General features: G+C 49.9%; 1 protein-coding gene. It reads right to left on the bottom strand.

Going from position 1 to position 740, the window contains the following annotated elements; translation table 11 throughout:
- A partial coding sequence (locus tag HFE01_RS26395) for a condensation domain-containing protein (RefSeq protein ID WP_243208296.1) occupies positions 1-740 on the bottom strand: 740 nt, incomplete at both ends.

Genomic DNA, 740 nt, shown 5'->3' with positions numbered 1-740 from the left:
CACTCAATATACTGACTGTATGGAGTCACCGGGGCGAGCTTTGGTTCTCTATGTTCTACGGCTGCAAAATAAGCCTCAAACACCTCATCCGTTACCAACGCCACACACCAGCCATCCATTAGGATGTGATGAGAGCTCCACACAAAGTAATAATCCTCATCACCTGTCCGTAAAATCGCCACGCGCATCAACGCATCCCGGGACAAATCGAATCCGGCTGCCTTGTCCTGGCGAATAAATTCCTTCACATACGCGTCACGTTCCTGATCATCCAAATGACGCAAATCTTCATAGCTGAAACCAACATCCTTGCGCCGGAAAATCACCTGCACGGGCTCATCCTGCCAGCCGCTAATGAAATTAGCTCTAAAGATCTCATGCCGCTGCGCCAAATGATTCAAGCTATCTTGGAAAATATCTGCTTGGAAGCGACCACGCAAGTCAAAGGTCGTTTGTTCAAAATAAGCCCCTGACGCTGCATCCATCAGGCTATGGAACAACATGCCTTTTTGCATCGGTGTCAAGGCATATACATTTTCCAGTTCCCCGATGTCACGAGTCCGCTCTACTAACTGATCCAGCTCGGCCAAGGTTACAGGTTTAAGCATCACATCGCTTGGCGTCAGCTCCTGCTGTTTGCGGTCCGCGCAATGTGCGATGATGTCCTGCAGGCTGGTTCTGAGCGCTTCGGCTAGCTGTTCCATCGTTTCCTTGCGATATTCCTGATGGCTGTAGCTGAT

It is taken from the genome of Paenibacillus sp. EKM10P, from assembly GCF_011800655.1.
GTDB lineage: Bacteria > Bacillota > Bacilli > Paenibacillales > Paenibacillaceae > Paenibacillus > Paenibacillus polymyxa.
This window is presented reverse-complemented; position numbering and strand designations above follow the sequence as displayed.